The following is a 21,190-nucleotide window of genomic DNA, read 5'->3' on the forward strand; positions in this document are numbered from 1 at the left end:
GGGGGGATGCACCCGAATGGAAGGAACCTAGGAACGCCGTGTTACCGGTGTGTTGCCGAGCTGCTACGTTCGTGTATTTCCATCTGGAAGTACTTCGTGACGCCGCGCTCGAGCGACCGCTGCGCGGCTGCGACGCGCTCGGCGACCGTGCCGCCGACGGGGGAGAGCGCGGTGACGATCCGGCGCTTGTCGCCCGGGTGGACCCGCCGCAGTACCAGACCGCGCTCCACCAGCTTGTCGACGTGCCGGGTCAGACTGGCGGCCGGCAGTACGGCGGACTCCGCGAGCACCGACATCGGCTGACCCGGCTCCTCGCGCAGGGCCGCCATGATCCGCCACTGCTCGATCGTCAGCCCGAACTCGTCCAGCAGCGGCTGCAGACCCAGCTCGATCTCACGCTCGATCCGCTTGAGCACCAGGAGCAGGCTCGACGCCATCCGCACCCCCTCCTCGGTTCAGGTGCTGGGAAATATAGCCGTTCGGTCGAGTTTTCGCCTCCGCTTCGGTCACACTGACCGGATGTACGGCGGGAGGTGGTGACGGTGCGGCGTGCCGACGTACTGCCGATCGCCTTCGTGGTGCCGTTGCAGGGGCCGACCGGGATCTACGGCCCGTCCTGTCTCGCCTGTGGACAACTCGCCGTCGAGCAGCTGAACGCGCGGAACGGGATCGCTGGTCGATGGGTCGAGCTCGTCCAGGTCGACGCCGGCCGGCCTCCGGAGGTGGTCGCCGAGGAGGTCGGGCGGCTGGTCGACGCGGGCCGGGTCGAGGCGGTCGCCGGGTGGCACATCTCCGCCGTACGGGTCGCGCTGACCCGGCGGATCGGCGGGCGGGTCGTGTACGCGTTCGCCGCGATGCACGAGGGCGGCGACGACACACCCGGAGTGTTCATGCTCGGCGAACGGCCGGTCAACCAGTTGCTCCCGGCAACACACTGGCTGCGTGAGAATCACGGCGCCCGGCGCTGGGTGGTCGTCGGGAACGACTACGTCTATCCCCGGGTGACCGGCGCGGTCGCGCGGGAAGCCTTGCAGGGCACCGGTTCCGAGATCGTCCGATCGGCCTACGTTCCGCTGGGTACGGCGGACTTCGGCGGCGTGATCGACGGACTCCGGGCGACCGACGCCGACGGCGTGATCATGCTGCTGATGGGCCAGGACGCCGTGCACTTCAACCGGCAGTTCGCCGACGGCGGGCTGAGCGAGACGCTGCTCCGGCTCAGCCCGGCGATCGAGGAGAACACGCTGCTCGGCGCGGGTCCGGGCGCGAATCACGGGGTCTACGCGGCGGCGGCGTACTTCGACGGCCTGACGACCGTGGAGAGCAGCGAGTTCGCCCGCCAGTACTACGCCCGGTTCGGCACGTTCGCGCCCGCGCTGAACGCGGTCGGCGAGTCCTGCTACGAGGCGATCCGCTTCCTCGCCCGTCTCGGTGAGATCAGCGGCTCGGTGGCGATGTCGGCGGCGCTGCCGACCGGCCACTTCTACGACAGCCCGCGCGGCCTCCTCCGCCTTGACGGGAACCTCGTCGACCAGGACGTGTACCTCGCGGCCGCGGACGGGCTCGAATTCCGGATCCAGGAGCAGATCGCCCACGCTCACTAACCGCTATGAATCCTTCAGATGGTTAGGTGGAGTCATGGAGGTCGAGGAGCGGTTCGAGTGGGAAGGCCGATCGATCGCATGGGGCCGGGCGGGCAGCGGTCCGCCGGTGGTGTTCTGTCACGGAACGCCGTTCTCGTCGCGTGTGTGGTCGAAGTACGCCGACGCGTTGTGCGCCGGCTTCACGGTGCACCTGTGGGACATGCCCGGGTACGGCGAATCCTCGAAGGATCCCGCCCACGCGGTCGACTTCGGCGCCCAGGCGAAGGCGTTCGCGGCGCTGCTCGAGCACTGGGAACTCGACCGTCCGCGGGTGGTGGCGCACGACTTCGGCGGCGCGGTCTCGCTGCGTGCGATGTTGGCGGAGAAGGCGGCGTACTCGTCGTTGATGCTCGTCGACGTGGTGGCGATCCCGCCGAGTGGGTCGCCGTTCTTCCAGTTCGTGAAGCGGCATCCGACGACGTTGAACGAACTGCCGGCGTACATCCACGAGGCGGTCCTGCGGGCCTACGTGACCGCGGCGAGTCACCGCGGGCTGCGCGAACCGGATCTCGAGGAGCTGGTGGCTCCGTGGCTCACGGACGAAGGACAGTCGGCGTTCTACCGGCAGATCGCGCAGTACGACGAGACGTTCCTGATCGAGAACGAGCGGCTGGTCGGTGAGCTGGCGATCCCGGTGCAGGTGGTGTGGGGCCGCGACGACGCGTGGATCCCGACGGCGACCGGCCGGCGACTGGCGGGGCTGATTCCGGCTGCGTCGTATGTCGAGGTTCCGGAGGCCGGCCACCTCATGCAGTACGACGCCCCGGTGGCGCTGGCGACTGTCCTGCGGGAGTGGCTCTCACGATGACCGTCGCGTCGCCGAGGCCGGCGTGCTGAGCGGTGAGCCGGATCTCGCCTGCGGCGACCGCTCCGAGCCAGACCGCGACGGCGCCGCCGTTCACCTCCAAGTCGAAGGTGTTGCACCCCACGAGCCGGCCCGGTCCCTGCAGATGGAAGGTCACCGGCCCGGCCGCCGACGGCCGGAGATTGCCGTAGCGATCGGTCGCACGGAGCACGACGCGGGTGAGGTCGGTGCCGTCGGCCACGATGTCGTTGTCGTCGGCGAGAAGCTCCAGGCGGTCGTGCCGACGGTCCAGGGAGAAGGACCTGATCAGGACGCGGCGGTCGTGCAGGTAGCCGTCGATGCGGAGGTCCGCGGTCGCCGACAGGTGGATGAACGACGGCGGGTGCCGCAGCGCGCCGAAGCGGATGGTGTCCGGGCGGATCGTGGCGACGTGGTCGATGCCGAGGTAGATCTCCAGGTGCTGGAGATTCGAGCAGATCATCAGCTCGTCGTCGAGCGGCGCGTCCCAGTGGAACGCCGGCGCGATCACCGGACGGTGCTCGGGATCGACCTGCGCTTGATAGATCGCGGCGCCCAGCTTCGGGATGCGGAAGGTGTCGGCCACGCCGTTGCACTTCAGACGGTGGTCGACCCAGCCGTTCTGTGAGTCGTAGTCGAAGGCTTGCCAGGCGAGGACGCCGAGGTAGCGGTCGTCGGCGGCGGCCTGCTGATGGACTTGGGCGTGCAGGAAGGCTTGGCGTGCCTGCACATCCTGCGGGTCGGTGCGGCGGTAGAAATGCGGTCCGGCGAGCGAGCCGATCGCTTCGGTGACGAGATACGGGATGTCGGGGAGCGGTGCGAGGAGCGTCGCGCCGGTCTCGTCGTGGGCGTAGTCGTTGTAGGCGAACACGTCCTGGTGGAAGTCGACGGTCGAGTACTCCGAGGCGACCATTGCCCCGCTCGTCGGGCGATCCGGATCGAGACGCCGGGCGACGTCCTGGGTCCGGCGGTACAGCTCCGGGTAGTTGGCCGACTCGTTGACGCGGACACCCCAGACGACGACCGACGGACGGTTCCGGTCACGGCGGATCATCCGCTCCACGTCCGCGACCACCAGGTCCTGCCAGGCGGCGTCACCGACGTACTGCCAGCCGGGGATCTCCTCGAAGACGAGCAGCCCGAGTTCGTCGCAGGCGTCGAGGAAGGCGGGGGACTGCGGGTAGTGCGCGCAGCGGACCATCGTGCAGTTCAGCTCCGTGCGGAGGATCTCGGCGTCGCGCCGCTGGACCCGGTCGGGCATCGCCATCCCGGTCCACGGGAAGATCTGGTGACGGTTGAGCCCGGACAGTTCGAGCCGCTCGCCGTTCAGGGAGAACCCGTCGACCGCGAAGCGGGCCTCGCGGAAGCCGATCCGCACCCGCCGTTCGCTGCCCGAGTCGAGGCGCGCGATGACGTCGTACAGGACGGGGGAGTCGGGCGACCAGAGCTGGATGTCGTCGAGGCCGGTGAGCGTGAGTTCGGTCGCTCGGCCGGTGGATTGGCCGGCGGCTTCGGTGATCACGCGGCCGTCCGACGCGCGAAGTTCGACGGTGAGCCGGCCGCGACCTTCGACGGCGCAGCTGACGTGCAGGCTTCGGGAGGACGGATCAAGGACGTTCAGCGGGCGGGCGTAGAGGTCGGCGATGAACGCGTCCGGCTCGCAGCGGATCTCGACGGAACGGGTCAGGCCGCCGGGCTGGAAGTAGTCGACGGCGCCGTGCCCGTCGGGGTGGCCGTTCGGCGGCACAGGCAACCAGCGGGAGTCGAGCGCGATCGCGAGCAGGTTCTTGCCGGGCTTCACGAGTTCGGTCACCTCGTGGGTGAACGGCAGATACCCGCCGAGTTGCGTGCCCGCGCCCACCCCGTTGACGTAGACCTCCGCGGCGTGCAACGCACCGTCGACGTCCACGAACACCCGCCGCGCGCCGGCCGGGATCTCGAACCACCGCCGATAGCACCAGCGCCGCTCCCAGGTGTCCGCCTCCCAGTCCCGCCAGGACAGCGGTACGACGGTGTGCGGGAGCGTGACCGGCGCGAAGCCGCTGTCGTCGTACGACGTCCCGACCGCGGACTCGTCGACCAGCTCACCGAACCGCCACTCGTTCATGACCTCGACCCTAACGATGTATTTATCGGCGCGCGTGTCGCCTCTCTTCGGGGTGATGAGATCTTCGGTGGTGGTGGGTGGCGGCATCGTCGGGCTCGCCGTCGCGCGCGCGTTGCAGCGGCGGGACCCCGGCGCGACGGTCGTCGTCCTCGAGAAGGAAGCGGCGGTCGGCGCCCACCAGACCGGGCACAACTCGGGCGTCATCCACTCCGGCCTGTACTACCGGCCCGGCTCGCTCAAGGCACGGTTCGCGGTGGCCGGCGGGGCGGCGCTGACGGAGTACTGCGACCAGAAGGAGATCCCGTACGACGTCCCGGGCAAGCTCGTCGTGGCGACGACCGAGGCCGAGCTACCGCAGCTCGATCGGCTGTTCGGCATCGGGCGGGAGAACGGCGTACCGGTCCGGCGCCTGACGCTCGACGAGGTGGCTGAGCGTGAGCCCCATCTGCGGGTGAAGGGGGCCCTCGCGGTCGACTCCACTGGCCGGGTGGACTTCGGTCTCGTGGCGGCCGCGCTTGCCGATGACGTGCGGGCCGCGGGCGGTGAGATCCGTACCGGCGTGTCTGTCACCGCCGTTGAGAACGCCGGTTCGTCGGTCCGGGTGCGGACGACGGACGAGGTGATCGAGGCGGAGCGTGTCGCGGTCTGCGCCGGTCTGCACAGCGACCGTCTCGCGCGGGCTTCGGGGCTCGAACCGGGAGTGCGGATCCTGCCGTTCCGGGGCGAGTTCAGCGAGATCGTTCCGGAGCGTGAGTTCCTGGTGCAGGGGCTGGTCTATCCGGTGCCGGATCCGGACCTGCCGTTCCTCGGCGTCCACCTGACCCGCGGGATCGACGGGACCGTGCACGTCGGGCCGAACGCCGTGCCTGCGTTGGCGCGCGAAGGGTACTCGTGGGCCAAGATCAAACCACGGGATGTTTGGGAGGCGGCGACGTACCGGGGATCGTGGCGGCTGGCTCGACGGTACGGGCGGACCGGTGCGAAGGAGATCGCGCGCTCGCTGACCGGGCGGGCGTTGGTACGCGAGGCGCGGCGGATGCTGCCCGAGCTGCGCGTCGCCGACGTACGGCGGTCCGGTGCGGGCGTCCGCGCGCAGGCGGTCACGCGGGACGGGAAGCTCGTCGACGATTTCCTGTTCCTGCGCGACGGCCGGGCGCTGCACGTCCTGAACGCGCCGTCGCCGGCCGCGACCGCGTGCCTGGTCATCGGCGATCGCATCGCCGAGGAACTGTCCGCCGACCGCGCCTGATCAGTCCGGCAGCTCGACTGTACGTAGAGGACCACTGCCAGCTCTCCAGCCCGACACGCCTCCGTGCGACGGTGGGTGATAGAGGTATACGTACTGTCGAAATGCTCAGTGCTGGGGTTCCAGCTCGATCTCGACGATGCGGACGCGGACGCGCGGGACCACGCCGCTCGCCCCCTCCACAGCCTTGGTGATCGCGGCGTCTACCGCCGCGCCGACGGTGGTGGCGTGGTGGTCGACGGCGGTGACGATGCGGGCGTCGACCTGGATGGAGCCGTTGGTGGCCATCTCGACGTCGATCCCGGCGATGTCCGGGACCGGGCGACCGGTGGCTCGCTCCCACGCCTGCGCCGCGAACTGCCGCAGTAACCCGACCAGGCCCGGCTGCAACCGGACCACACCCGCGACGTCCCGAGCAGCTAGCGCCGCCGCCTCCGCGATGGCGATCCGCTCGACGTCCTTCCCCGCCGGACCGCTCACCGGGGGTCCGTCCAGACGTCGACGACCTCGAAGTCGAGCCGGTCGAGGTCGTACCCGATCTGGCCGCGGAGCGCCGCGGCGACCCGTTCGCGAGCCTGATCGAGTGCGGTGACCTGGCCCGACCCGAACTTCAGCGCGACCGTCATCGTCACGCGGACCGCCTCCGGGGACGCCAGCTCGATGCGGCACTGCCGCGCGCGGATTCCCGGTACGCCGTCGACCGCGTACCGCAGTACGGCGGCCAGTGCGGACACCGACAGCTCGACCTCTGCCGACCCGGCGGGCAGCGGGAGGGTGCGGCCGAGATTCAGGTCGGCACGCACGGCCGTCATGATCCGGTCCAGCAGACCGGTCGGGACCTCGACCGGATCGTCGATCAGGAACGCGGTCGCCTCGGCCAGTTGTTCGAGGCCGGCGCGCGCCGTACGGCAGTGTGGGCAGTCGGTCAGGTGCGCGCTCGGCGTACCGCTGTCGAGCTCGTCCCAGACGTCCTCGACCGTGCGTCCGCAGGCGAGCGGGTGCAGGTCGGTGACCGGGTTTCCGGGATTCATCTCCATGGCTTCATCACCTCCGCGAGCTCGGCGCGGGCTCTGGCTATCCGTCCACGGACGGCGGTTGGCGTCGTGCCGACCAGGTCCGCGATCTCCTGGTACGACCGGCCGTGGACCTCGCGCAGCAGCCAGCACGCCCGCTGCTGTGGTGGCAGTTGACGCAGTGCCTCGGACAGCGCGCTCATCGCCGCGCTCGTGCCGGCCGAATGAGCCGGATCGTCGGCTGCCGGGTGCTGGTCTTCGAGGTCGACGGTCGGTCGGCGGCGCTGCAGCACGGTCAGGCATTTGTTGGTCGCGGTTCGGTAGAGCCAGCTGCCGAACGCAGCGTCGTTCTGGATCTCCGGCAGCCGGCGCCATGCGGTGACGAACGTCTCCTGTGCGATGTCCTCGGCCTCGCCGCTCGCGCCGTCCAGCATCCGCAGGCACAGCGTGTAGATCCGCCGCTGATAGCGGCGGACCAGGAGCTCGAACGCGGCCGGGTCGCGATCGCGGGCCCGCGCGACCAGCGTGGCCTCGTCGAGCTCCACCAGCGCCGTGGCTGCGCCGCGGCTCATCGCGGCTCCAGGTGGTTCATGTTGTGAGGACGACACCGAGGACACGAATGTCACGGTAGCCTCCCGGATCCACGCCGTGAGGCATGTCACGCTTGAGCGCGTGCGTGCCGCCGGCGCGAGAAAGTTCCGGTTCGGTGCGTGACGAATCCGGCTGTCCTGTTGTCCAACCGGTGTACGAAGCAGAACCGCTGACGAGAAAGGCATCAGCCGATGACCGAAACCGTGACCACCAAGACGTCCGGGACGAGCACGGCCAAGCGTGGCGCCGCGCCCACCGACATCGTTGCCGAGGGCACCGGAAAGAACGGCGCCGTGAGCGGCGCCGACGGCGCGACTGGTGGCCGGACCACCATCGCGGATGTCGTGGTGTCGAAGATCGCCGGCATCGCCACCCGGGAGATCGACGGTGTGCACGCGCTCGGCGGCGGCGCTGCTCGCGCGGTCGGTCTGCTCCGGGACCGGATCCCGGGCTCCCGGACGAACCTGTCGCAGGGCGTATCGGTCGAGGTCGGCGAGACGCAGGCCGCGGTCGACATCGAACTGGTGGCGGAGTACGGCGTGAGCATCGCCGACCTCGCCGCCGCGATCCGCGGGAACGTCATCTCGGCGGTCGAGCGGATGACCGGGCTCGAGGTCACCGAGGTGAACATCGCGGTCAGCGACGTCCACCTGGAAGGTGACGACGAGGACGACGACGGTGCCGAGCCCGCCCCCGCCGAGCGCCGCGTCCACTGACGGCGTCCGCAGAACAAGCCATCCCGAGAGCAAGAGGAGAGTTCGTGAGCACGTCGACGATAGGTCTGTTCGCCGGTCTGCTGATCGCCATCGCGGCCGCGGCCGGTGGGTTCGCGGGCTTCCTGCTCGCTCTGGTGCTCGGAGCGGTCGGCTTCGTGGCCGGCCGGTTCCTCTCGGACGGCACGAAGGGCCTCGACGACCTGATCTCCCGCCGCGGTCGTGGCTGACCTCGGCGCGATCGGCACCGGCACCGGCACCGTCGACGCCGTCGGCTCGACCGGCAGCGCCGGAAGTGCCGGGGGCCGGGCCGTTGGTGCGTCGGGTACGGGGGACTTCGGGCCGGAGTCGTCCCCGGTCGCGCTCGGGGGTGACCGGGGACGACTCGACATCGCGCCGCGGGCGGTCGAGCGGATCGCGGAGATCACCGCGCGCAGGCACGGGGCGGTGGTACGCCGGGATGCGGTCCTGGGCCGTGGTCTTCCGAAGGCACGGGCGGTCGTCGCAGGCCGGCGTACCCGGATCGAGGTCCAGGTCGCCGCAGCGTGGGGCCGGCCGCTGGCAGACGTCGCCGCCGAGGTATGCCGAGCCGTCACCGACGACGTCGAACGCTTCACCGGCCTGGGCGTCGACCGCGTTGACGTTGACATCACCGCTGTCGACCCGCCCAGCACAGCCGCTGCTGCGGTTGAGCCAACGGATGCGGGCGCGATTGCAGGTAACAGCCCGGTCGCGGGGCCGGCTGTCTCGGTGGTGGGCGTTGTGGGTGCGCTGGTGTTGATCGGGCTCGGTGTGGTGGGGATCGCGGAGATGCTGCGTACGGCGGGTCTGTTGCGGGGGGACGTGATTCCGGCGGGCTGGTTCGGGCGGAGCGTCGTACTCGAGCCGGCGGACTGGATGCGTCCGGCCGGTATCGCGGCGATCGTGGCCGGATTGGTGCTGCTCGTGGTGACGGTCAAGCCGCGGCGGCGTACCCATCTCGCGGTCAGCGGACCCGACACGATGGTGTGGATCCGGGCGGCCGACGCCGCGCGGCTGGCCGCCGACAGCGCGGGCCGGGTGGACTCGGTGACCTCGGCCTCCGTGGTGGCGAAGCGACGGCGCCTGCGTGCGACGGTCACGACGTTCGGCGATCCGGCGCGGGTGTCCGGCGAGGTCGGTACGGCGATCGAGGAACGCCTCAGCACCATCACCCCGCGCCCACGGGTCCGCATCGACCTCCGGGAGGACTGACATGCGCCGCGGAGTCATCGCCCTCGACCGAGCGCTCGGTCTGATTGTCGCCCTTGTTCTTGTCGCGAGCGGCGCCCTTGCCGTGACCTGGTGGTACGGCGTCCTTCCCGGGGCACCCGCGTCGATCCGGGTCCACGGCCCGGCCGACCACACGACCGCGTCCTGGTGGCCTTGGGCAACTGGTGCCGCCGGCATCGTTCTGGTACTGCTCGGGCTGTGGTGGCTGGTCCGCCATCTGCCACGCCGGGTCGGCGGCCGCTTCACCCTCGCGGCCGATCGGAGCGGCCGGCTGTCCGCCGACGCCCACGCAGCCGTTGCCGCCGCAGCCGAACATCTCACCCGACTCCCGGAGGTCCGCGACGGATCCGGCCGGGTGGTATCCGATCGCGGCCAACTGGTCGCGGAACTGCAGTGCACGATCGAGCCGAGCGCAGATCTCGACCTGGTCCACCGAGCCGTCACCCGCGCGGCCGCCGACCTCCAAACAGTTCTCGGCCTGCCACGCCTACGCCACCGAACCCGCCTCCGCGTCGCCCGCTCCAACAAGCCCACCACAGCCCCCCGCGTCACCTGAACCCCTTCCGTGCGCTGACCCCGACGCGTCGCGTCTTGCCATGGAGGTTCGCGGAGCGGTCGCCTCTCGGCCCGGAATGCGGAAACTTTTAGCCGTCTGGCGGCAATTAGTTTCCGTAGATCTGGAGAGGTCAGGGACGCCAGCGGGGCGTCAGTTGGGGCGGGAGTGCCGCCTCCGGATAGGCGTCGCCCGGACGTCGCGCGTCGCCTGATCCCGCAAGCCTGCCTCGGGTCTCGGGGGTGGTGGCGCGGTGTGAAGTTGGGGTCCGGACCCCATGGTCGCTGGGCGGCCGTGCACGAAGACTTGAGCTTCGAGTGCGGCCGCTGGGTCGTGGCGGTCAGGGAGGTCAAGGTGAGCGGTGTCAGGGCGGTCGGTGTCAGCGCGGTTCGCGGTAGGGCGGTTGGCGGCGGGATGTTCCGGGCCGGAGTGGCTGGTTCCGGAGTGGCTGGTTCCGGAGTTGGGCGTGCGCGAGGGCGAGGGTCGGGTATGCGTGCGGGGGAGGTAGCGGTCGGGTTGCCTACGTTGGGGGTGGGGGACTCGGTGGTTCGGGCCGTGCAACTGATGGCGGTGGGGCGGTTGCCGGGGATGGTGGTCGTGGATGAGCGGGGGCGGCCGCTGGCGGTGCTGCCGGGGTCTCAGGTTCTGCGGTTGAGTATTCCGGCCGCTTACCAGGACGACCCGATGCTGGTGCGGACAGTGGACGAGTCGTCGGCGGATGCGTTCTGGCGGGAGCTCGGGGGGCTGACGGTCGGGGACTGTCTGCCGCGGCCGGTGGCGCGGCCGTTGACGGTGACGGCGGATGCGACGTTGCTGGAGATCGCCGCGTTGATGGCGCGCGGGCGGAGTCCGCTGGTGGCGGTCGTCGGCGCGGACGGCGTACTGACCGGGGTGATCACCCTGGACCGTTTGCTCACGAGCCTGGCCGTCGCGGGGCTCGAGGACCAGCCGCCGGGGTGAGCGTGAGGCCCTTCGTCGCGCTGGCGATCTTCGGCTTGGCGTTCTTCTACATCGCGACCGAGAAGGCCGACAAGGTCAAGGTGGTGCTGATCGGCGCCGCCGCGATGCTGGTGCTCGGGCTCGCGCCCGGTACCGAGGTGTTCTTCTCCGAGCACGAAGGCATCGACTGGAACGTCGTGTTCCTGCTGCTCGGCATGATGATCGTGATCGGCATCATCAAGCAGACCGGGGTGTTCGACTACCTCGGGATCTGGGCCGCGAAACGGTCCCGCGGCGAACCGTACCGGCTGATGGTGATGCTGATGATCATCACCGCGGTCGCCTCGCCGTTCCTCGACAACGTGACCACGATCATGCTGGTCGCTCCGGTGACGATCGTGGTCTGCGAACGGCTCCGGATCCCGCCGCAGCCGTACCTGATCGCCGAGGTGCTGGCGTCCAACATCGGCGGCGCCGCGACCCTGATCGGTGATCCGCCGAACATCATCATCGGCAGCCGCGCCGGCCTGTCGTTCAACGACTTCCTGGTGCACATGGCGCCGATCGTCACGATCGTGTTCGTGCTGTTCGTGATCCTGTCGAGGTTCCTGTTCCGCAAGGACTTGCGGCACAACCCGGAGCAGGTCGCCGCCGTACTCGCCCTGCAGGAGCGGCGCGCGATCCGCGACCCGTGGCTGCTGGCGCGCTGCCTCGCGGTGCTCGCGGTCATGGTCGCGGGCTTCTCCCTGCACTCGGTGCTGCATCTGGAGCCGTCGCTCGTCGCGCTGATCGGCGCCGGCGTGATGGTGCTGGTCGCGAAGGCCGATGTCACCGAGGTACTGCGTGAAGTCGAGTGGTCGACCCTGGTCTTCTTCATGGGTCTGTTCGTGATGGTCTCGGGACTCACCCACACCGGCGTGATCGAGACGATCGGCGACTGGGCGGTGTCCGCGATCGGGGACCAGTACCTGCTGGCCGCGACCGCGTTGCTGTTCGGCTCCGGCGTACTCGGTGCCTTCTTCGACAACATCCCGTACGTCGCGACGATGACACCCGTGGTCGAAGGTGTCGTCGAGCAGGCGCCGGATCACCGCACCGGCCAGTCGTTGTGGTGGGCGTTCGCGCTCGGCGCCGACTTCGGCGGCAACGGTACGGCGGTTGCCGCCAGCGCCAATGTGGTTGCCCTCGGCATCGCGTCGCGCAGCGGCCACCACATCACGTTCTGGCAGTTCACCCGCTACGGCGTCGTGGTGACGGCGCTCAGCATCGCTCTCGCCTGGGTGTACGTGTGGCTGCGCTACTTCGTCTGACGCGCGGCCGAGGCCGGCGTCCACAGCGCGACCTCGACGGTGCCGAGCTCCACAGCGCCGGCGCGGACCCCGGGCACGTCGACCACGAGCTCGAGGTACGCCGGCAACCCGGCGAGCGTGGCCACGCCGGAACCAGCGATCAGCCGGGCGAGCGCCCGTTCGATCTCGTCCAGCGCGACGTCGAGCGGCGCCACCCCAGCGGCCGCGACCGGATCGACGATCCGCAGCTCGACCTCACCGGCAAGGCGGACCTCGACGCCGTCACGGGTCCGCGCCGGGACGACGAAATGCGAGCGAATGTGGGCCTTCGGCAACCATACGTATCGCTCCAGAACCGGGATCCGCACGGTGAACCCGGACCTGACCACACGCGCCACCCGCCCGGCACGCAGGACGACCAGCCAGTGGTCGCGCCGTGCGGCGCGGGGCTCGATCGCGGCTGCCACCGCGAGGACGAGGAGGATGGCCAGAATCGCCCAAGGATGGGGCGCGGTGGTGTCGAGTTGCATGCTGCCTCCCGGAGCCGTCTGGTGCGGCGGGGCGCGGGGCGCTCCGCCGCATTTCCAGTCTGCTGGGGGGGTCCGCTGCTCGGTATGAGTGCTGACACCCACTTTCGGCTGGGGTCGCCTGGTTTGATGGACAGCCCAGCGTTCGACCGGTGGAGGGTGATGTGGTGAAGAGCGGAATGCCCTTGTACTGGCGGGTCTGCTTGATCAACGGACTGGTGTTCGTGGTCGGTACCGCGGCGCTGGCGCTGGCTCCCGTCACGGTGTCGGCGACCGTACTGGTGTCCGAGGCCGTCGTTCTCGTGGTCGGTCTGCTCGGCATCGTGGTGCTCAACTCGGTGTTGTTGCGCACGAGCCTGGCACCGCTGGACCGCCTGATCCGGTTGATGGACACAGTCGACCTGCAGCGCCCGGGCCGGCGGTTACCGGAGGCGGGCAGCGGAGCGGTCCGTCAGTTGGTGCGTGGGTTCAACGCGATGCTCGAACGGCTGGAGACCGAGCGCGGCCGAAGCAACGCGAAAGCGCTGGCGGCGCAGGAGGCCGAACGGCGCCGGATCGCGCGCGAGTTGCACGACGAGATCGGGCAGGGGCTGACCGCCGTACTGCTGGCGCTCAAGCAGTTGTCGTCGGGTGTGCCGCCGGCGGCACAGAAGGATCTGCAAGAGGTGCAGGAGACCGCGCGGGCGACGCTCGACGAGGTCCGCAGCGTGGCGCGCCGGCTGCGGCCGGGTGTGCTCGAGGATCTCGGTCTGCAGAGCGCGCTGGCGGCCCTCGCGACCGAGTTCTCGGAGCACGGGATGCACGTCCGCCGGATCACCTCGCCGGGTCTGCCCGCACTCGGCGAGGAGCGTGAACTCGTCATCTACCGCGTCGCGCAGGAGGCCCTGACGAACGCGGCGCGCCACGCCCAGGCCCGCAGCGTGCATTTGTCGCTGCAGCGCCAAGGACCGGCGGTGGTTCTCGCGGTGGACGACGACGGGACCGGGTTACGCGGCGCGGAGGAAGGCACGGGGATCCGCGGCATGCGCGAGCGTGCCCTCCTGATCGGCGCCGAGCTGACGGTCGGCCAAGGCGGGTCCGGTACGTCGGTCCGTCTCACGGTCCCGCTGGAGTCGCGATGATCAGGATCCTGCTGGCCGACGACCATGCCCTGGTACGTCGCGGCGTACGGCTGATCCTCGACAGCGAGCCCGATCTCCAGGTCGTCGCCGAGGCGGGGGACGGGGCAGAGGCGCTGGAGGCGTTCCGGAGTACGCCCGTGGATCTCGCGGTGCTGGATGTCGCGATGCCGCGGATGACCGGGCTGCAGGCGGCGCGGGAGCTGTCGCGCCGACGGGAGCCGCCGCGGATGCTGATGCTGTCGATGTACGACAACGAGCAGTACTTCTTCGCGGCGCTGAAGGCGGGCGCGAGTGGTTACGTGCTGAAGTCGGTCGCCGACCGCGACCTCGTCGACGCGTGCCGCGCCGCGGGCCGCGGGGAGTCGTTCCTGTACCCGGGCGTGATGAGCACCCTCGTGCGCGACTACCTGGACCGGGTCCGGCGCGGCGAGCGCGTGCCCGGGCAGGTGCTCACCGACCGTGAGGACGAGGTCGTCAAACTGATCGCCGAGGGACATCCGTCGAAGGAGATCGCGCGGATCCTGACGATCAGCCACAAGACGGTCGAGCGGCACCGCGCGAACATCCTGCAGAAGCTCGGCATGCGGGACCGCACAGAGCTGACCCGGTACGCCATTCGGGCCGGCCTCATCGAACCCTGACCGAACGTCACATCCAGGCAACAGCGAGGCAATCTTCAGGCCGCACCCTGGTCCGTATGGACTCGTTACGGACGACGCTGACCGGTGGGACGGCGTGTGAGGTGTGTGGACGGCTCCCGCATCCTCGGCGGGTGCGGCTGACGGTGGCGAAGCTGGTGGCGGTCGCGCCGGTGGAGTTGGCGTTGCATGCGGTGGTGCTGGCGGCGCATCCGCCGTACCTGGTGTCGGTGGCGGTGTTGGCGAGTGTGACGACGGCGCTGGTGATCTGGGTGGTGGAGCCGTCGACGATGCGGCTGCTGCGGTCCTGGTTGCACGCCCCGAAGGTCCGTCCGCGGCAAGGGGTCGCGACGTTGTGGCGGATCCGGGTGACGCTGGACGATCGAGCGGGAGCCTTGGAGCGTCTCACCCGGACGCTCGCGGTGCTGGATGCGAACATCCTGGGACTGCACGTCCACCCGATCGACGACGGGGTGCGGGACGAGTTGGTGGTGTCGACACCGGACGAGATCACCGCGGCCGACCTGGAGGTCGCGGTCGAGTCGGCCGGTGGCCGCGAGACGCACGTCTGGCCGACGACCGCGCTGGCGTTGGTGGACGGGCAGACGAAGGCCCTGAGCCTGTCGGCGCGGGTCGTCGCGGATCCCGCAGAGCTGCCGCACGCGGTGGCGGAGCTGCTCGGCGCGCAACTGGTCACCGATCGCGCGGCGCCGGCAGCTCAGTTCGCCGACGACGGCACAGTCCTCAAGGTGCCGTCACCGTGGACCGGGCTGTTCGCGTTCAGCCGGCCCGGGGAGCCTTTCACCCCCGCGGAGTCCGCCCGCGCCCACCGCCTCGCCGAACTGGCCGAGGCCGCGCAGACGCTCACGAAGTCCTGCTGATCGGTCGGCCTCAGGTCGGCTGCCGAGTGTCGTGGAGTTTGCCGGCGATCTCATCGGCCCAGTCGCGGATCTCCTCCCAGTCGCGGTCGTCTTCGGCCAGTCCCTCGAGCTCCTGGTGGCGGGCGACGGCGTCGTCCTGCAGATCACCGGCGAAGGTCTTGACCGGTGGCGCGTGGACGAGCTCCACGAGCTGGGCGACGTCCGGCGGAACGGGTTGTGCCTCGTAGCGGTCGACGCCGACCGGCCCGGACTGGAACAGCCACACCGGCCGGGAACGCAACTGCGCCTCGTGCTGCCGGAGGAACCGGACCGCCTCCGGGCGCCACCGCCCCTCGTAGATCGCGCTGCCGAACAGCACGGCGTCGTACGGCGTCACCGCCTGGACCGCGCCGATCTCGCGGACGTCGGCTTCGAGGCCGGCCGCCCGGAGTCTCGCCCCGATCGCCCCGGCGATACTCGCGGTAGCGCCCATCATCGTTGCGTAGCTGACAAGTACCTTCTCGGACATGCTTTCAGCGTCGCGACGCTGAAGTCCCATGAACCAGGGCCGTCCGGCCCTGATCGAGGGGGCCGGACGGACGAGGGCCGGATGGACGAGCGCAGGACGTGAGTCAGCCGGTGTCCCAACCGCGGTGTGGGGTCGCGGGTCGTGGGACGTGCCGAACGGCCCGTGCGGGGACTTCTGTCTCCCCGAGTCGGGCCGGAGGTCTGTGGTCCGGTTCACAGTCGCACCCGAAAATCGAAGCAACCGATGGGGGGCTGTGATGAGCACGGCGGTCAGAACCAGCAAGCACGCGCGCCGGCGACCGAGCCGGGCCGAGATCTGGACGCACCTCGAGCGGGCGTCGTTCCTGGTGCTCAGTCACGTGACGCCTGGCGGGCGGCCGCGGTCGAGCGGGGTCGTGTACACGGCCGGGCACGGCAGGCTGTACGTCGCCGTCGCGCCGCACAGCTGGAAGGCGCTGCAGATCCCGGCGATCGGCCAGGTCGCGGTCACGGTGCCGATCCGGCGCGGCGGGCTGTTGTCGCTGCTGTTCCCGATCCCGCCGGCCACCATCAGCTTTCACGGCTGGGCCGTCGTTCATCCGCAGGGTGCGCCGGACGTCAACTCGCTGTCGCCCGCGCTGGCCCGGCTCGTCCCGGCCGAGCGGCTCGCGGACTGCCGGATCGTCGAGATCGCTCCCGAGGGGGAGTTCCTGACCTACGGGATCGGCATTCCACTCCGCAAGCTCCGCGACCCGGAAATCGCCCGCGCCCACGTCCCGGTCAGGGGCGGAACGGGGTAGCAGTCCGGGGGAGTGCTCCGATGCGCTACGACGAGAGGAGCCAACGGCGCCTTCAGCACGGTTCGCGGTGTCCGGAGGTCCGGCGGGCATCCCGCTCGGCGCGGCCTTCTCGAGGTCGCCGACAGGCAGAAGTTCTCGTGAGCAGGGCCGGACGGCCCTGGCCCCGTGCCGATCGGCCGCTGACGATGGGGTCAGAGCGCAGATTCCGGGTGGAAGGACCAGTCATGACCACGAGCAGGCGATGGAGCATCGACATCTACCTCGACGAACACGAGGACGAGCGGACCACGCACGCGGAGGCCCGGCTACGGACCAGCGACAAGACCCAGTTGCTCGGCCGCGGCGCCGCGCACCGCAACCCGGCCGACACCGACATCGCCGAGATCGGCGACGAACTGGCGGCGGCTCGGGCGCTGTCGGACCTGGCCCACAAACTCCTGCACACGGCCGCCTCGGACATCGAGTCGATCACCCACGAGCGCGTCCGCCTGCACAGCTGACCCCAGTTGGCCGTCTCAGGCCAGCAGGAGCGGGAGGTGCTTCCCGATCACGCCGTCGACGCCGAGGCGCCGGGCGTCGGCGAGTCCGGACGGGTCGTCGACCGGCCAGGTGAAGACGACCTCTGCGCCGCGCCGGAGCTCCGCGACCGTCTCCGGCGTCAGCAGCCGCCGATGGACGGAGACGCCGTACGTCGCCTGGCGGCGCAACCGGGACCGGAGTCGCCGGAGACCACGACGACTGCCGGCGGACAGGACCAGCCGAACGTTCGCGCGATCCCGGAACGCGGGAAGCAGCCACCAATGCTGGGTGCAGATCGTCACGGTGGTGTCCGGAAGCGCGGCCGCCAGCCGTCTCCCGAGCAGCGGGTGGATCCCCTTGAGATCCAGCAGCAGCCGCGAGTCGCCGTCGGCCGCGGCGAGGACCTCGTGCAGTTCGAGCTGATCGGCCTCGCGGCGACGGAGGAACTCGCCGCGGTCCCACAGCCACCACGGGCCCAGCGTCTTGCGGTGCCGGACCTCCAGGCGCCCTCGGTACGCGTGGATGTCGGCCTCGACCAGGTCGGCGCCGAGGTCGAGCGCGGTACGAAGCGTGCCGGGGTGGTTGCCCGCCCGGTGCGCGATGGCGAGCAGGCGGTTCACGCCGGCTCCGGCGCGGGCTCCGCCTCGGCACGCCGTTCGGTGAACCAACCGCGCCAGCGCAGGAACAGCAGGGTGCCGCCGATCAGGAGCGCCGGGATCCAGTACAGCAACGCGGTCAGCGCCACGGCCCCGAACGCCTCCCGCCACGCGACGCCGATGGCAGCCAGACCGGCTACCAGGGCTCCGTCGCGCGGGCTCGCGCCGTGGACTCCGGGCAGTGCACCGGCGATCTGGCTCGCGCCGAACACCACGACGAGCTGCAGACCGGGCACCGGACTGCCGACCGCCTCGATCGCGCCGATCAGCAGGCCGAGGATCGTCGCCTGGTAGCCGATCGACAGCACCACACCGAGCGCGAACACCTTCGGCGACGGCCACGGCCAGCGCGTGGCCAGCGCCGGGCGCCGGCGGCGTACGACGAGTGCCGCGACCAGCACGACGGCGGCGAAGCCGAGCGCTGTCACGAGCACCGTCCACGGCAGCGCCACGCCGGTGACCACGACGGCAGCGATCAAGCCCACCGCACCGATGAACCGGTCGAGCGCCACCTCGGCGACCGCGCTGGACCGCCGTACGTCGGTGGTCTCGAGCCGGTGCACGCGCCACAGATCCGCACCGGCGTGCCACGGCGAGATCAGGCCGAGCACCTCGCTCTCGGCGTACGCGCGCAGGTGCCAGCGGCGCGAGCGGCCGCTCGTCGAGATCGCGTGCCAGCGCAACGGGCACAGCACGTACTTGCCGATCGCGAACGGCACCAGACCGAGCACGGCGGGTAGTACGGCGGTGTGCGGAACGCGGTCCACGTTCCAGATCGAGATCCCGACCGCGACCACCAGCGCGGCTACGCGCAGACCGCGATGGTGGATGACGGTATTGACGGCACTGATGACGCCGCGCGCCGACCGCACGGCGAACTCCCGGCCCAACTGCATGAGGGGTCCTTCCAAGGGCCTCCGGGTACGGCGCGGTGCGGCGCGTCGTACCGGCATCTTCGGATGCGGCGACCATAACCGGCCCGATCAAGGACGGCATCTCGGGGCGCGTCGCGGGACCTTCGCCCCGGGCCACGCGGGCGGTACGACCCTGGGCGGTCCGCGGAGCCCGTTGCGAGCGTGGCCGGAGGGGGGTGGGGTCATGGTCGCCGAGGGTGGGTCGTCGCTGGCGGGGTCTGCCCGCCGGGCCCAGGAGGTCGTGCGCGAACTGATGCTGATCGCGGTGGCGATCACGCTGTACTTCGGGGTTCGCGGGTTGATCACCACCCGGGTCGATACGGCGTACCGCAACGCTGAGGACATCGTCGCGCTGGAGAAGTCGGCCGGCGTCTTCGTCGAGCCGGAGCTTCAGGACGCCGTGATCCGGCACGGCTGGCTGGCCGAGACATTCGGTGCCATCTACATCTACGGCCACTGGCCGGTGCTGCTCGCGACGTTGCTCTGGCTGCTGCTCCGGCATCGGGACCACTACCGGACGTTCCGGAACGCCATGCTGCTGTCCGGGGCGATCGGGCTGGTCATCTTCGCGGGCTTCCCGGTCGCGCCGCCGCGGTTCCTGCCGGGGTACGGCTTCGTCGACACGGTCGCCGAGCGAACTTCGGCGTACCGGGTCCTGCAGCCGCCGGCCTTCGTGAACCAGTACGCCGCCGTACCCAGCCTGCACTTCGGCTGGAACTTGCTGATGGGCATCGCCGTCGCGACGCTGGCCGGCCACTGGGTCATCCGTTTGTTCGGGTGGCTGATGCCTGCCCTGATGCTGGCGGCGATCGTGCTGACCGCGAACCACTACCTCCTCGACGGCGTCGCCGGCGGGGTCCTCGCGCTGCTGAGCCTGCTGGTCGCCTACCGCCTCTCCAGGAAGCGACTCTCGGCGCGCAAGCTCAGATAGCACAGGCCCGCCACCGGGACCGGGGCCCAGAACTGGAGCAGTCGCCAGGACAGGACCGCGAGTACGGCGGTCTGCGCCGGGACTCCGAAGCCGATCAGTCCTGAGATCGCCACACCTTCGACGACCGCGATGCCGCCGGGAGTGAGCGGTACGACGGCGGCCAGGTTCGCCGCGCAGTACGCGAGGAGTACGGGGATCGGGCTGATGGGGTCGCCGTAGACGGCCAGGAAGGTCCAGAGCACGGCGGCGTCGAGCAACCAGTTGAGCGTCGCCCAGACCAGGAACGCCGTCCGCACCGTGGGATCGGCGAGCAGGTCGCGGAGCCGGAGGGCGGTAGCGGCGAGCCACGGCCGGACCCGTTGCGGGAGGCGCCTTTGGACCGCGCGGACGAGGCGGGCGGCGAAGCGTTCGAGTTGCGAACGCTCGCGGACAGCGAGCGCACCACAGGCCAGGACAGCGAGCCCGACGAGGAACATCGTCAGGTACGCGGGTGTCGCGGTCTGCAGGAACAGCGCCGGGATCGACGCCAGCCAGGCAATCAGGACCAACGCGAGCGGCGAACCGACCGCCTCGGCAGTGACGGTCGCTGTCACGTCCGCCGGGTCCGCGCCGCCCAGCACGAGCAGCCGGAACCGGATCGCGGTGGCGGTCGCCGCACCGCCGGGTACGACGTGACTCACGCCGTACCCGGTGAGGTCCGAGCGCAGGATCCAGAAGAACCGGGGCCGGCTCCTGCCGAGCAGGGCGCGACTGAACAGCGAATAGCAGACCAGGCTGCCGGCCTCGAGGGTGGCGGCCGTGATCACCCAGATCGGGCGCAGCTCGGAGACGCGGTGCAGCGACTCGCGCGCGAGGGAGAGCTTGGGGAGAACGACGTACTCGACGAGCGCGAAGAGCACGACGAGTGAGATGGCCGACCAGAGACGACGGTGCCAGGCAGGCCGGGACGTCCCGGTCGCACTGTCCATGACGCGCTCCTTCCCCGTCAGCAGTCTGCGCTGCCGAACGGCCCGGTGGGAGGGGCGAAGGTCCGGCCGGTTCCGGTGCGGACGCCCCTGCTCCCCGGCGGGGTCATGAGCTGAGCTGGAAGTGCAGGAAGGGTCAAGCGGAAGGAGACACGATGGCGAGCACATTGCAGCACCGGGACAGCCGGCGACAGTTCGCGGACCTGTTCGACTGGGCCGAGGGCCTGCCGAGCCTGTTCACGATGCCGGCCACGATGCGTGGCGTCCGGATCGAGGAGTTCGCCGACGAGGACAAGTACGTCGTCCGTGCGGAGCTGCCCGGTCTGGATCCGGACAAGGACATCAAGGTCGAGATCGCGAACGGGATGCTGACCATCTCCGCGACTCGTCAGCAGGAGGAGCACGACGGCGGCCACTCCGAGTTCCACTACGGCGCACTCACCCGCCGGGTGCTGCTGCCGGACGGAGCCGACGAGCAGAACGTCGTCGCGAAGTACACGGCCGGGATCCTCGAGGTGACCGTCCCGATCGCGGCGAAGGCCGCCGAGGCGCGCACGGTCACCATCGAGCACACCGACTGACGA

The 21,190-nt window shown here is 70.3% G+C and carries 26 protein-coding genes; 16 read left to right on the forward strand and 10 right to left on the reverse strand.

The genetic code is table 11. From position 1 onward, the window contains the following. Window positions 1–41: 41 nt before the first annotated feature. Window positions 42–437, reverse strand: a complete 396-nt coding sequence (locus ACFYRH_RS16710; RefSeq protein WP_387774930.1) for a MarR family winged helix-turn-helix transcriptional regulator — start codon at window positions 435–437, stop codon at window positions 42–44. Window positions 438–536: 99 nt separating this feature from the next. Between ACFYRH_RS16710 and ACFYRH_RS16715 the strand changes: the two genes are divergently transcribed. Next, a complete protein-coding gene (locus ACFYRH_RS16715) occupies window positions 537–1,604 on the forward strand; it encodes a substrate-binding domain-containing protein (protein ID WP_387774933.1) in 1,068 nt (355 codons plus the stop codon). Window positions 1,605–1,638: 34 nt separating this feature from the next. Then, window positions 1,639–2,451: an alpha/beta fold hydrolase gene (locus tag ACFYRH_RS16720; protein ID WP_387774936.1), complete on the forward strand. Its 813-nt coding sequence runs from the start codon at window positions 1,639–1,641 to the stop codon at window positions 2,449–2,451. Here ACFYRH_RS16720 and ACFYRH_RS16725 read toward each other — a convergent pair. After that, window positions 2,390–4,573 (reverse strand): glycoside hydrolase family 2 protein, encoded by a 2,184-nt coding sequence (locus ACFYRH_RS16725; RefSeq protein ID WP_387774939.1) that lies wholly within the window; start codon window positions 4,571–4,573, stop codon window positions 2,390–2,392. The genes ACFYRH_RS16720 and ACFYRH_RS16725 overlap by 62 nt on opposite strands. A 55-nt stretch (window positions 4,574–4,628) precedes the next feature. Between ACFYRH_RS16725 and lhgO the strand changes: the two genes are divergently transcribed. Continuing rightward, window positions 4,629–5,822 (forward strand): L-2-hydroxyglutarate oxidase, encoded by a 1,194-nt coding sequence (gene lhgO / locus ACFYRH_RS16730; protein ID WP_387774942.1) that lies wholly within the window; start codon window positions 4,629–4,631, stop codon window positions 5,820–5,822. A gap of 105 nt (window positions 5,823–5,927) precedes the next feature. Here the strand turns inward: lhgO and ACFYRH_RS16735 are convergent, their stop codons facing one another. Genes ACFYRH_RS16735 through ACFYRH_RS16745 form a run of 3 tightly spaced genes read right to left on the reverse strand, consistent with a single transcriptional unit; the run spans window position 5,928 to window position 7,404 of the window. Further along, window positions 5,928–6,299 carry a hypothetical protein gene (locus ACFYRH_RS16735; protein WP_387774945.1) on the reverse strand — a complete coding sequence of 124 codons (372 nt, stop codon included), beginning with the start codon at window positions 6,297–6,299 and terminating at the stop codon, window positions 5,928–5,930. Continuing rightward, window positions 6,296–6,856: an Asp23/Gls24 family envelope stress response protein gene (locus ACFYRH_RS16740; protein WP_387774947.1), complete on the reverse strand. Its 561-nt coding sequence runs from the start codon at window positions 6,854–6,856 to the stop codon at window positions 6,296–6,298. The genes ACFYRH_RS16735 and ACFYRH_RS16740 overlap by 4 nt, the downstream gene beginning before the upstream one ends. Further along, window positions 6,847–7,404 carry an RNA polymerase sigma factor gene (locus tag ACFYRH_RS16745; protein WP_387774950.1) on the reverse strand — a complete coding sequence of 186 codons (558 nt, stop codon included), beginning with the start codon at window positions 7,402–7,404 and terminating at the stop codon, window positions 6,847–6,849. Before ACFYRH_RS16745 ends, ACFYRH_RS16740 begins: the two co-directional genes overlap by 10 nt. A gap of 210 nt (window positions 7,405–7,614) precedes the next feature. Between ACFYRH_RS16745 and ACFYRH_RS16750 the strand changes: the two genes are divergently transcribed. The 6 genes from ACFYRH_RS16750 (at window position 7,615) to ACFYRH_RS16775 (ending at window position 12,189) form a co-directional block, all read left to right on the forward strand. Then, a complete protein-coding gene (locus ACFYRH_RS16750; RefSeq protein ID WP_387774953.1) occupies window positions 7,615–8,139 on the forward strand; it encodes an Asp23/Gls24 family envelope stress response protein in 525 nt (174 codons plus the stop codon). Between the two features lie 44 nt (window positions 8,140–8,183). Further along, window positions 8,184–8,366 carry a hypothetical protein gene (locus ACFYRH_RS16755; RefSeq protein ID WP_387774956.1) on the forward strand — a complete coding sequence of 61 codons (183 nt, stop codon included), beginning with the start codon at window positions 8,184–8,186 and terminating at the stop codon, window positions 8,364–8,366. After that, window positions 8,359–9,369 (forward strand): DUF6286 domain-containing protein, encoded by a 1,011-nt coding sequence (locus ACFYRH_RS16760; RefSeq protein ID WP_387774959.1) that lies wholly within the window; start codon window positions 8,359–8,361, stop codon window positions 9,367–9,369. The genes ACFYRH_RS16755 and ACFYRH_RS16760 overlap by 8 nt, the downstream gene beginning before the upstream one ends. 1 nt (window position 9,370) lies before the next feature. After that, complete coding sequence (locus ACFYRH_RS16765) at window positions 9,371–9,943, forward strand: hypothetical protein (protein ID WP_387774962.1); 573 nt, start codon at window positions 9,371–9,373, stop codon at window positions 9,941–9,943. A gap of 540 nt (window positions 9,944–10,483) precedes the next feature. After that, window positions 10,484–10,900, forward strand: a complete 417-nt coding sequence (locus ACFYRH_RS16770) for a CBS domain-containing protein (protein WP_387774965.1) — start codon at window positions 10,484–10,486, stop codon at window positions 10,898–10,900. Then, the gene (locus ACFYRH_RS16775) at window positions 10,897–12,189 is read left to right on the forward strand and encodes an SLC13 family permease (protein WP_387774968.1); all 1,293 of its coding nucleotides are present in this window, start codon (window positions 10,897–10,899) and stop codon (window positions 12,187–12,189) included. Before ACFYRH_RS16770 ends, ACFYRH_RS16775 begins: the two co-directional genes overlap by 4 nt. Here ACFYRH_RS16775 and ACFYRH_RS16780 read toward each other — a convergent pair. After that, window positions 12,177–12,698 carry an SPFH domain-containing protein gene (locus ACFYRH_RS16780; protein WP_387774971.1) on the reverse strand — a complete coding sequence of 174 codons (522 nt, stop codon included), beginning with the start codon at window positions 12,696–12,698 and terminating at the stop codon, window positions 12,177–12,179. The genes ACFYRH_RS16775 and ACFYRH_RS16780 overlap by 13 nt on opposite strands. A gap of 149 nt (window positions 12,699–12,847) precedes the next feature. Between ACFYRH_RS16780 and ACFYRH_RS16785 the strand changes: the two genes are divergently transcribed. The 3 genes from ACFYRH_RS16785 to ACFYRH_RS16795 are packed head-to-tail and all read left to right on the forward strand — an operon-like array spanning window position 12,848 to window position 15,335. After that, complete coding sequence (locus ACFYRH_RS16785; RefSeq protein WP_387774974.1) at window positions 12,848–13,816, forward strand: histidine kinase; 969 nt, start codon at window positions 12,848–12,850, stop codon at window positions 13,814–13,816. After that, a complete protein-coding gene (locus tag ACFYRH_RS16790) occupies window positions 13,813–14,457 on the forward strand; it encodes a response regulator (protein ID WP_387774977.1) in 645 nt (214 codons plus the stop codon). Before ACFYRH_RS16785 ends, ACFYRH_RS16790 begins: the two co-directional genes overlap by 4 nt. Window positions 14,458–14,513: 56 nt before the next feature. Continuing rightward, a complete protein-coding gene (locus ACFYRH_RS16795; protein WP_387774980.1) occupies window positions 14,514–15,335 on the forward strand; it encodes an amino acid-binding protein in 822 nt (273 codons plus the stop codon). A 10-nt stretch (window positions 15,336–15,345) separates the two neighbouring features. Here ACFYRH_RS16795 and ACFYRH_RS16800 read toward each other — a convergent pair whose 3' ends face one another. Further along, a complete protein-coding gene (locus tag ACFYRH_RS16800) occupies window positions 15,346–15,843 on the reverse strand; it encodes a flavodoxin domain-containing protein (RefSeq protein WP_387774983.1) in 498 nt (165 codons plus the stop codon). A gap of 256 nt (window positions 15,844–16,099) precedes the next feature. Here ACFYRH_RS16800 and ACFYRH_RS16805 point away from each other — a divergent pair, with 256 nt between their 5' ends. Continuing rightward, entirely contained in the window at window positions 16,100–16,621 is a 522-nt protein-coding gene (locus ACFYRH_RS16805; RefSeq protein ID WP_387774986.1) for a pyridoxamine 5'-phosphate oxidase family protein, read from the forward strand. A gap of 224 nt (window positions 16,622–16,845) precedes the next feature. Further along, on the forward strand, window positions 16,846–17,121 hold the full coding sequence (locus ACFYRH_RS16810) for a DUF1876 domain-containing protein (RefSeq protein WP_387774989.1): 276 nt from the start codon (window positions 16,846–16,848) through the stop codon (window positions 17,119–17,121). A 15-nt stretch (window positions 17,122–17,136) separates the two neighbouring features. On the opposite strand, the gene ACFYRH_RS16815 is transcribed toward ACFYRH_RS16810, so the two are convergent. Beyond that, window positions 17,137–17,760 (reverse strand): glycerophosphodiester phosphodiesterase, encoded by a 624-nt coding sequence (locus ACFYRH_RS16815; protein ID WP_387774992.1) that lies wholly within the window; start codon window positions 17,758–17,760, stop codon window positions 17,137–17,139. Continuing rightward, a complete protein-coding gene (locus tag ACFYRH_RS16820) occupies window positions 17,757–18,692 on the reverse strand; it encodes a lysylphosphatidylglycerol synthase domain-containing protein (RefSeq protein WP_387774995.1) in 936 nt (311 codons plus the stop codon). The genes ACFYRH_RS16815 and ACFYRH_RS16820 overlap by 4 nt, the downstream gene beginning before the upstream one ends. A gap of 202 nt (window positions 18,693–18,894) precedes the next feature. Here ACFYRH_RS16820 and ACFYRH_RS16825 point away from each other — a divergent pair, with 202 nt between their 5' ends. Then, window positions 18,895–19,641, forward strand: a complete 747-nt coding sequence (locus tag ACFYRH_RS16825; RefSeq protein ID WP_387774998.1) for a phosphatase PAP2 family protein — start codon at window positions 18,895–18,897, stop codon at window positions 19,639–19,641. Here the strand turns inward: ACFYRH_RS16825 and ACFYRH_RS16830 are convergent. Next, on the reverse strand, window positions 19,596–20,609 hold the full coding sequence (locus tag ACFYRH_RS16830) for a YbhN family protein (protein WP_387775001.1): 1,014 nt from the start codon (window positions 20,607–20,609) through the stop codon (window positions 19,596–19,598). The genes ACFYRH_RS16825 and ACFYRH_RS16830 overlap by 46 nt on opposite strands. Before the next feature lie 152 nt (window positions 20,610–20,761). On the opposite strand from ACFYRH_RS16830, the gene ACFYRH_RS16835 reads away from it, so the two are divergent. Further along, window positions 20,762–21,187 carry an Hsp20/alpha crystallin family protein gene (locus ACFYRH_RS16835; RefSeq protein ID WP_387775004.1) on the forward strand — a complete coding sequence of 142 codons (426 nt, stop codon included), beginning with the start codon at window positions 20,762–20,764 and terminating at the stop codon, window positions 21,185–21,187. The last annotated feature ends 3 nt before the right edge of the window (window positions 21,188–21,190 follow it).

It is taken from the genome of Kribbella sp. NPDC004875 (genome assembly GCF_042873375.1).
Taxonomy (GTDB): Bacteria; Actinomycetota; Actinomycetes; order Propionibacteriales; family Kribbellaceae; genus Kribbella.

Coding starts and splice junctions, on each gene's coding strand:
- ACFYRH_RS16710 (WP_387774930.1), bottom strand. CDS start 437: ATGGCGTCGAGCCTGCTCCTGGTGCTCAAGCGGATCGAGCGTGAGATC.
- ACFYRH_RS16720 (WP_387774936.1), top strand. CDS start 1,639: ATGGAGGTCGAGGAGCGGTTCGAGTGGGAAGGCCGATCGATCGCATGG.
- ACFYRH_RS16725 (WP_387774939.1), bottom strand. CDS start 4,573: ATGAACGAGTGGCGGTTCGGTGAGCTGGTCGACGAGTCCGCGGTCGGG.
- lhgO (WP_387774942.1), top strand. CDS start 4,629: ATGAGATCTTCGGTGGTGGTGGGTGGCGGCATCGTCGGGCTCGCCGTC.
- ACFYRH_RS16740 (WP_387774947.1), bottom strand. CDS start 6,856: ATGGAGATGAATCCCGGAAACCCGGTCACCGACCTGCACCCGCTCGCC.
- ACFYRH_RS16745 (WP_387774950.1), bottom strand. CDS start 7,404: ATGAGCCGCGGCGCAGCCACGGCGCTGGTGGAGCTCGACGAGGCCACG.
- ACFYRH_RS16750 (WP_387774953.1), top strand. CDS start 7,615: ATGACCGAAACCGTGACCACCAAGACGTCCGGGACGAGCACGGCCAAG.
- ACFYRH_RS16765 (WP_387774962.1), top strand. CDS start 9,371: ATGCGCCGCGGAGTCATCGCCCTCGACCGAGCGCTCGGTCTGATTGTC.
- ACFYRH_RS16780 (WP_387774971.1), bottom strand. CDS start 12,698: ATGCAACTCGACACCACCGCGCCCCATCCTTGGGCGATTCTGGCCATC.
- ACFYRH_RS16790 (WP_387774977.1), top strand. CDS start 13,813: ATGATCAGGATCCTGCTGGCCGACGACCATGCCCTGGTACGTCGCGGC.
- ACFYRH_RS16795 (WP_387774980.1), top strand. CDS start 14,514: ATGGACTCGTTACGGACGACGCTGACCGGTGGGACGGCGTGTGAGGTG.
- ACFYRH_RS16800 (WP_387774983.1), bottom strand. CDS start 15,843: ATGTCCGAGAAGGTACTTGTCAGCTACGCAACGATGATGGGCGCTACC.
- ACFYRH_RS16805 (WP_387774986.1), top strand. CDS start 16,100: ATGAGCACGGCGGTCAGAACCAGCAAGCACGCGCGCCGGCGACCGAGC.
- ACFYRH_RS16810 (WP_387774989.1), top strand. CDS start 16,846: ATGACCACGAGCAGGCGATGGAGCATCGACATCTACCTCGACGAACAC.
- ACFYRH_RS16820 (WP_387774995.1), bottom strand. CDS start 18,692: ATGCAGTTGGGCCGGGAGTTCGCCGTGCGGTCGGCGCGCGGCGTCATC.
- ACFYRH_RS16825 (WP_387774998.1), top strand. CDS start 18,895: ATGGTCGCCGAGGGTGGGTCGTCGCTGGCGGGGTCTGCCCGCCGGGCC.
- ACFYRH_RS16830 (WP_387775001.1), bottom strand. CDS start 20,609: ATGGACAGTGCGACCGGGACGTCCCGGCCTGCCTGGCACCGTCGTCTC.
- ACFYRH_RS16835 (WP_387775004.1), top strand. CDS start 20,762: ATGGCGAGCACATTGCAGCACCGGGACAGCCGGCGACAGTTCGCGGAC.